At 62.3% G+C, this 7,636-nt stretch carries 5 protein-coding genes; 1 reads left to right on the plus strand and 4 read right to left on the minus strand.

What is annotated here, in order from left to right; translation table 11 throughout:
• Positions 1–860: 8-oxo-dGTP diphosphatase MutT (gene mutT, locus I2E26_RS01400; RefSeq protein WP_229056320.1), on the plus strand; the 860-nt coding region annotated here is incomplete at its 5' end.
• A 654-nt stretch (positions 861–1,514) separates the two neighbouring features.
• Here the strand turns inward: mutT and I2E26_RS01405 are convergent.
• From I2E26_RS01405 to I2E26_RS01420, 4 genes are all read right to left on the minus strand, one after another.
• Positions 1,515–3,713, minus strand: coding sequence for a YhgE/Pip domain-containing protein (locus tag I2E26_RS01405; protein WP_195419326.1), 2,199 nt, complete (start codon positions 3,711–3,713; stop codon positions 1,515–1,517).
• Positions 3,713–6,379: a YhgE/Pip domain-containing protein gene (locus I2E26_RS01410; protein WP_195419327.1), complete on the minus strand. Its 2,667-nt coding sequence runs from the start codon at positions 6,377–6,379 to the stop codon at positions 3,713–3,715. Before I2E26_RS01410 ends, I2E26_RS01405 begins: the two co-directional genes overlap by 1 nt.
• 310 nt (positions 6,380–6,689) lie before the next feature.
• Positions 6,690–7,286, minus strand: a complete 597-nt coding sequence (locus tag I2E26_RS01415; protein WP_195419328.1) for a 5-formyltetrahydrofolate cyclo-ligase — start codon at positions 7,284–7,286, stop codon at positions 6,690–6,692.
• 150 nt (positions 7,287–7,436) lie between these two features.
• The coding region (locus tag I2E26_RS01420; RefSeq protein ID WP_195419329.1) for a hypothetical protein at positions 7,437–7,636 on the minus strand (200 nt) is incomplete at its 5' end.

The following is a 7,636-nucleotide window of genomic DNA, read 5'->3' on the forward strand; positions in this document are numbered from 1 at the left end:
GAAGAGAACGGACCATCGTGAAGACCGTACGCGTAGCGGCAGGCATCATATGCGACGAATCAGGCGACGAGGTGCTGGCGGTGCAGCGCGGCTACGGCGAGATGGCGGGACTCTGGGAATTTCCGGGCGGCAAGATCGAGCGCGGGGAAACCGCCGAGGAAGCCTGCGTACGCGAGCTGCGCGAAGAGCTCGCCATCACCGTGACCGACCTGCGCGATTTCTACACCGTGGAATACGACTACCCCGCATTCCACCTTTCGATGGACTGCTTTCTCTGCCGCATCGAATCAGGCGAGATCACGCAGACCGAACAGCAGGAGATTCGCTGGGTCAAACGCGCCTCGCTCGCCGAGCTCGCCTGGATGCCCGCCGATATCGGCCTGGTAGACGCCCTCGTTGGAGCGGGAGACGCCGAAGGGGACGCACGCCAGGTCAAGCGTCGCGGAGACAGCAAGAGATCGATGCAGGGCAACAAGCGGGCCGACACCAAACCCGAGATGCTCGTGCGGCAGCGACTCCGGGCGGCCGGCCTCACCGGCTACCGGCTCCAATGGAAGAAAGCGCCCGGCAGGCCCGACATCGCGTTTCCGGGGCGAAAGGTCGCCATCTTCGTCAACGGCTGCTTCTGGCACCGATGCCCGCACTGCAACCCGAGCGTACCGAAGCGCAACACCGAATTCTGGGAAGCGAAGTTCCGCCGTAACGTCGAGCGCGATGCCGCGGCCATCGCCGAGCTCGAGGACCTCGGCTGGACCGCCATCACCGTCTGGGAATGCGAGCTCAAGAAGGCGCGCATCGACGAGACCATGGAGCGCGTCGTTGCGACCGTTCGTGCTGTCGATCGACATATGCGCAGCTAGATGCGCACTATCAACGGATAACAAGGCACCTTCTCCACGTTTCATCGACCATTTCACCACGAGAGCACCACGGTAGACGGTATTTTATTCAGGGTTAAGCGGTAGGTTATAGTCACTTTTTCTTTATCTACCTGCACTTTTACACAATGTGGCATAACGTGTAAGTGAGAATTAAGCTTTAAAAACGCGAAGGAGCGGTGATAATAGGTACAGCGCATCGCCAGAGCAGCGACTGCGGTGCGTATGGTACAGGTGGACGGACGAGGAGGTCGACGCATGCATTCTCCCAAAGACGCAGCTCGTACTTCCCAAGTACGGCTATCCCGACGTGCGAACCATTTCTCCTTCCCCCCGACACAGAGAACTGGCCTCCTCGACTCCACCGATCTTTCCAGCGGCCTCATGTAAGGGCATAGGCTGGACCGTTCGTTTCTACGGCTGCATGAAGCGTCACCGTGTGTATCCCCTTCCTCGCACAGCGGACGCGCAGCGCAAACGAAGCGACTCTAGGACCCGGGCACATGCCCGGGTCCTTTCTTTTTTCGCGCGGATGCCCGCTCTCCGCTCGAACCGACCCCCTAACAACAAATGGGCGCCCGCATACGCGAGCGCCCATTCGCCTTACCTGAAGCACGCCTCCTCTGAACGCGCGCCCTACATGAGCTTGGTCTCCTCGAGCTTCTCGATGATCCAGTTGTTCGCACGGATCACCGGACGGCGGAACACGAGGCCCAGGGCGAGCGACGGAATGAGATAGCTCGCAAGTAATCCCATCTCGACCCAATACTCGGAACCATAGGCACCGGCCATGGCCGCATGCATCGCGTTGATCCCATGCGTGAACGGCAGGAACGGATAGACGGACTGGAAGAAGTCGGCCGTCATCTCGATGGGGAACGTTCCGCCCGACCCTGCGACCTGCATGACCAGCAGCACCACGGCGAGCGCCTTGCCGATATCGCCGAACGACACGGTAAGGGTGTAGATGATGTTGCAGAACACGAAGCTCGCCAGCCAGCCCGTAAGTAGGAACTGCCAGGGATGCAGGCACTGGATGCCGAAGAACAGGATGTCGCCCGCACATACGAGCGTGCTCTGGCACAGCGCCAGCAGGGCGAAGAGCGCAAAGCGCCCCAGATACAGCTCGTGCAGGCGCACATCATCGAGCCGCTGCTTCACGCGGTCGTCGACACCCACCTTGAGCATGGCCGCCAGCACGATACCGCCCACCCACAGCGACAAGATCGTATAGAACGGCGCCATGGCCGAACCGTAGTTCTCTATATGGAAGACCGGGCGCTTGTCGAGCCCCACGGGGGCTGCCAGGGCATGGGCGAGCGCCTCGGGATCGTTGCCGATCAAGGAGCGAATCGCCTGGATATCGCCGGTTTGGGCAGCAAGGTCCAGCTTGTCCTTCACCTGCTGCAGATCGGTTGCGGAGGTATCGAGCACCCGTGCGGCGTCGCCCAGCACGCCCTGCACCGACGCAAGGTCTTTTGCCAGCGAATGAGAGGCCGCGCTCAATCCGTCGACGGTCTCATCCAAGCCGTCCGCGATGTTGGCGCTCGCGGCCGTAATCGACTCCACGGAGTCCGCGAGTTCGCCCGCCTGGCCCTTGAGCGTCTGCTCGTAGTCCGACTTCACCTGCGTAATGCTCGCCTTGGCATCGGCAATGAGCTGCTTGATATCGCTACGGCTCTGCTCGATATCGGCTGTGCCGGCAGCCAGGTCGTCCGCCGCGCCGTTCAGCGCGCCCTCGAGCTGGCGCTGCTTGGTCGCGATCGAGTCGAGCTTGGTGGCGATGGCCTGGAGCTTCGCGGAGATCGTGGGCTTCAGCAAGCCGTCGGGGAGCTTGGCGTCCAGATCGCGCACATCCCGAGCCAGGGACTCGGTCTTCGCCGCGCGCGAACCCACCTCGGCGGCAACCGCCCGCAGTTGACCCTGCGTGTCACCCGACTGCTGGCCCACCGCGCCAAAAGCCTTGTCGACGGCCTGCGACACGGCGTCGAAGCTCGAAGCGCTGTCTTTGAGCGCCTGGTTGATGGCACCTGTGGCGCCGCCGAGCGCATCCTGGATGTCCACCAGACCCGCCTTTGCATCGCCGAGCAGGGCCGCGGCGTCGTCCGACGTCGTACCGGAATCGCCCAGCAGGGTGCCCGTCGACTCCATAAGGCCCGAAGCCGAGCCCACCAGGTCGCCGAACGTGCCCGTGTTCGCCGCGGCGTCGCGCAGGCTCTCGATACCCGTATCGAGCGTGCCGCTCAAGTTGGCCACGAAGTTCACCACCTCGTCACCGCTCATAAAGTCAAGCAGGCTCGATGTAGCGGCCAGCCCGATATCGCCCACCGTAGAGGTAAACGTCTCGTCGATCTGCTGGCGTATGGTGCTCGCGCCCTTATCCGTGACGCGCGGGGCGATGGCGTTGGCCTTTTGGTTCTCGTAGTAGATGATGTCCGAGTGCTTCACCTCGGTGGAGAAGAGCGTCATCATATTGGCTGAGAAATCGCGCGGGATCACCACGGCGGCGTAGTAGTCGCCCGCCTTCACGCCCTCGATAGCCTTATCCTCATCCACGAACACCCAATCGAGCGCGTCGTTCGCGCGCAGCGAAGAGGTGACGGAGTCGCCCATGTTCACCTTGATGGGAATGAGGTCGCTCAGATAGCCCTCGTCCTCGTTGGCTACGGCAACCTTGAGGTTGCCGGTGTTGCCATAGGGATCCCAGCTGCCCGCGATATTGAACCACGCATACAGGACCGGCACGATCACCAGGCCCACCATCACGATGAGGCCGATGACGCTCGTATGGATATGCTCCATATCATCGCGGAAGATCTTCCAGATGTTCTTCATTACTCATCGCCCCCTTTCGTCATGTCATAGCGCGGCAGGGCCACCTCGGCCGTGCACGCCGCCTCCGCCGACGCCTCCTGCGCGCGGCGCTCGGCCGGCATCGTCATGCCGGCAGCGCGCGCCGCCAGCGGCGACACCGAGACATGTTCGGAGATCTCGCGACGCATACCCTCGTCGGACAACTCGGCCACGCGCAGCTGCATATGGAAGCTCTCGCGGACATACTCGACCACGATCATGTAGGCATCGGCCGCGATGATCGCCACGATCCACAGCACGAGCATCACGATCTTGCCGTCGATGCTGAGGTCCAACGTCGCCGTGAGCACGAACAGCAGCACCGGAAGGCCGAACACGAGCACGAAGCCGGCCTTGATCAGGGAGGGGTAACGCGTCTCGAAGCGCTCGGCGCGCTCGACCAGATCGCGACGGTACGTCTGCGCGTCGAGCAGGGCGCGCATGGCCACGCGCAGCGAGTAGCGCTCGCGCGGACGGTCGTCCTTCTCGCAGATCATCACGCCGGTCGCTGCCAGCTCGCGGTCGAACAGCAGGTTGAGGTTGAGCACCAGCGGACGCAGGAAGACGCCGATGGTGAGCGCCACGGCCAGGAATACGCCGAGCACCAGCAGGTTATACAGGTAGTCCATGCCGTACATGCCGCCGATGGTCTCGCGCATCGCATTGATGCCGTAGGTGAAGGGCAGCAGGGGATGCAGCCCCTGGAAGAACGCCGGCATCATCTCGATGGGATACATGCCCGACGACCCGGGGATCTGCACGATCACCAGGATGACGGCGATGGCCTTGCCGATATGCTTAAACGTGATTCCCAACGCGTAGATGATATTCACGTACACGAAGGAGATGAAGACGCCTGCCAGCATGAAGAGCGCAGGCTGCACGCACTGCACCCCCAGCATCAGGTCGCCCGCGCACACGATGAGCGCCTGCACCGCGCCCAGCGCCACCAGCAGCAGCCAGCGGCCGAAATACGCTTCACGGGCGCTGAACTCTCCCAGGCCCTCGGGATCGACCTCGAGCTTGATAATGGCGATGAGCACGAAGCCTCCCACCCAGAGCGCCAGGTTGGTATAGAAGGGAGCTACGCCCGAGCCGTAGTTATCAACCGGGTACACAGCCTTGGTCGTCAACTTGACCGGGCTCGACATGAAATCGGCCATGTCCTGCGGATCGACATCGAACAGCCCCGAGAGCTTGTCGAGCGACCCCGAGCTGCGCAGGGCCGCCACGTCGGTCACCGTGTCGTTGAGAGTGTCCTTGAGCTTCCCAAGCGAGGTATCCGTCTGCGACACCGCCGTCTTGGCCTGGTCGAGCGTCGCATCAAGCTGGTCGAGCAGGCCGATCGCCTGCTGCACCGTTGGCTGCAGCCCCGCGACGACGCCCGTAAGGTCGCCGGAAACCGCCGAGAACGAATCCATGCCGCTGGATAGCTTCGGCATCACATTGGTTGCAAAATCCTGCTGAGCACCCGAGACCGATGCGATGCCCTGCTGGGCCGCATCGTTCATGGCGCTGGACGCGCCGGCCACGGCCGCTGCGGTATTCTTCACGTCGTCGCTTTGCGTCTGCAGCGCGTCCTTGACCGTCTGCAACTGTCCCAGCTGGGCCTCGAGCGCGCCGATGATGGCGCTGGTATCTCCGACGCCCGTGATGTCCTTGATGTCGCTCAGGATCTGGTTGATGTCGTTGATGACCATCTGCACGTCAGCCAGGGCGCCGTCGACCTTGCCCGCCGCCCCTGTGATAGAACCGGCAGCCTGACCGATGGCAGTATTCGCCTTGGCGGACGCCGCGCCCAACTGGGCCATGCCGCCAGACAGCGCAACATTGAGCGCGGAGCCGAAATCTCGAGCAGATGCACGGGACGTGGTGAGAAGCGCATCGCCCTTGCGCAGGGCATCGGTCAGAGCCGGCACCTCGTCGGACATGGCGGCCAGCGTTTTCTTCGCCGACGCAACCGCGCCCTTGGTGGTGTCGATGGTTCCCGTGGTGCCACCCAGCGCCTCGCGCACGCCGTCGAGCGCACCGACAGCCTGCTGCACGCCATGCATCAGGCCGCTCTGCGCATCGCCGCCTTGTTCGTTGATCTGCACCCCCGCCGCCTGCAGCTGCTCCACCAAGGTCTCGCTTACCGTGGAGACGAAGGTCTCGTTGATCTGCTCCTCGATGGTCTGCGCGCCGGTGTCGGTCACCTTGGGCGCGATGGCGTTCTTCTTCTCGTTCACGTAGTAGATGAGCCGGGGCTTGTCGAACGTGCCCGTGAGCATGCTGATGAGGTCCTGGCTAAAGTCTTTGGGAATCACGATGGCCGCATAGTACTCGCCGGACTCCACGCCCTCCTTCGCTTCGGCGGTCGTGGTGAACTCCCAACCGAGCTTATCGTTCTGCTTGAGCTTCTCGACCGTCTGGCCGCCCGCATCGAGCGCTCCCACCAAGTCGTTTGTCACGCCCTCGTCGTTGTTGGCGATAGCGACGCGCACGCCCTGCGTGTTTCCGTATGGGTCCCAGTTCGCCACGATGTTGTACCAGGCATATAGCGAGGGGATGATGCACACGCCGATGGTGATCACAAGCGCCACCGGATTTCTTAGGAGACGCCTGACATCCCGCTTGAATATTTCAACTGCCTTCTTCACTTGCACCATCCAACCTGATCGACTCTGTTCCCCGCATGCGGCGGCCCGCGCTCGGCAGGCGCCCCGGCAGTAATCTTTCACATGATTTTCTGCACTATACAACGGATGTGTACAAACGTACACATGGGGAGAATCATGGTACCCAGCTGTGCAGAAAAGAAGCACATTCGAAGCATATCTAACATTTGTTTCATTATTTTAATGTGTCTGTTAAGAACAGCAGGCCGCCGAAGGCCTGCATCCCATGATGCGGACATCCAAGAAAAAGGGCGGCGTCGCCCCCCCCTGCTCTCTATATATGGCTGTAATACGCGCTGCGCTAACGGCAAGCCCAGACCCGATGCTCGGTTGCGATAAAATCGACCGGGACATCGAAGCCGTCGATTGGCAACGGGTTGGAACTAATCTGCATGATACGGGCGAGCGCGATCTTATCGCCCGGATAATGCCACAGGAAGCGGTCATAGCACCCGCCACCGTAACCGATGCGATGCCCCTGCGCATCGAACACCAGCCCCGGGACCAGGCACACCGAACCGAAGAGCTCCGCGGCATCGATGCGGGCGCAGACGCGTGTATCGGGCTCGAGGATGCCCTTATATCCTGCAACCAGCTGCCCCGCGCCCTCGATACGGTAGAACGCAAGCTCCTTGGTGGTCGGATCGACCACGGGAGCGCCTACCGCACGACCCTGCGCGAGCACATGCTCCACAATGGCAGACGTATCGACCTCGGCACCGCGAGATACATAGGTGAGCACCAACGGCGTCTGGTTGAAGATATCGAACGCGCAAAGCGAGGTCCCGATAGCGCGATCGGATTCGGCCTTCAGGTCGGCGGGCAGCTGGCGGCGCGCAGCCAGGTACCCGGCACGCAACGCGGTCTTGTCGGCATCGGTTCCATATGAGCTTGCCATGCGCTTCCCCCAAGCCTTCCAGCGCTTCGACTAGCCCCTTATTCTAGCAGCTCGCCGCAGAGCGCCGGTCCGCAAGCCGCCTGATAGCGCACGACCCCGCTCGAATCGATCGGGCGGGGTCGCATGACGGCTCGATAGAACGGTCCGTGCTTACATCAGGCTGCAGATGTTCTGGGCAAACGCAACGGGATCCTCGGGCAAAATACCCTCGACCAGCAAGGCCTGGTCATAGAGCAAGCCGGCATAGCGCTCGACCTTCTCGGCATCGCCCGCCTCCCGGGCGGCGGAGAGCTTGGCGAACACGGGATGCTTCGCGTTGAGCTCCAGTACGCGCACGGTCTTGGGCATGC

The sequence above is a fragment of the Collinsella sp. D33t1_170424_A12 genome (genome assembly GCF_015554865.1).
Lineage (GTDB): Bacteria > Actinomycetota > Coriobacteriia > Coriobacteriales > Coriobacteriaceae > Collinsella.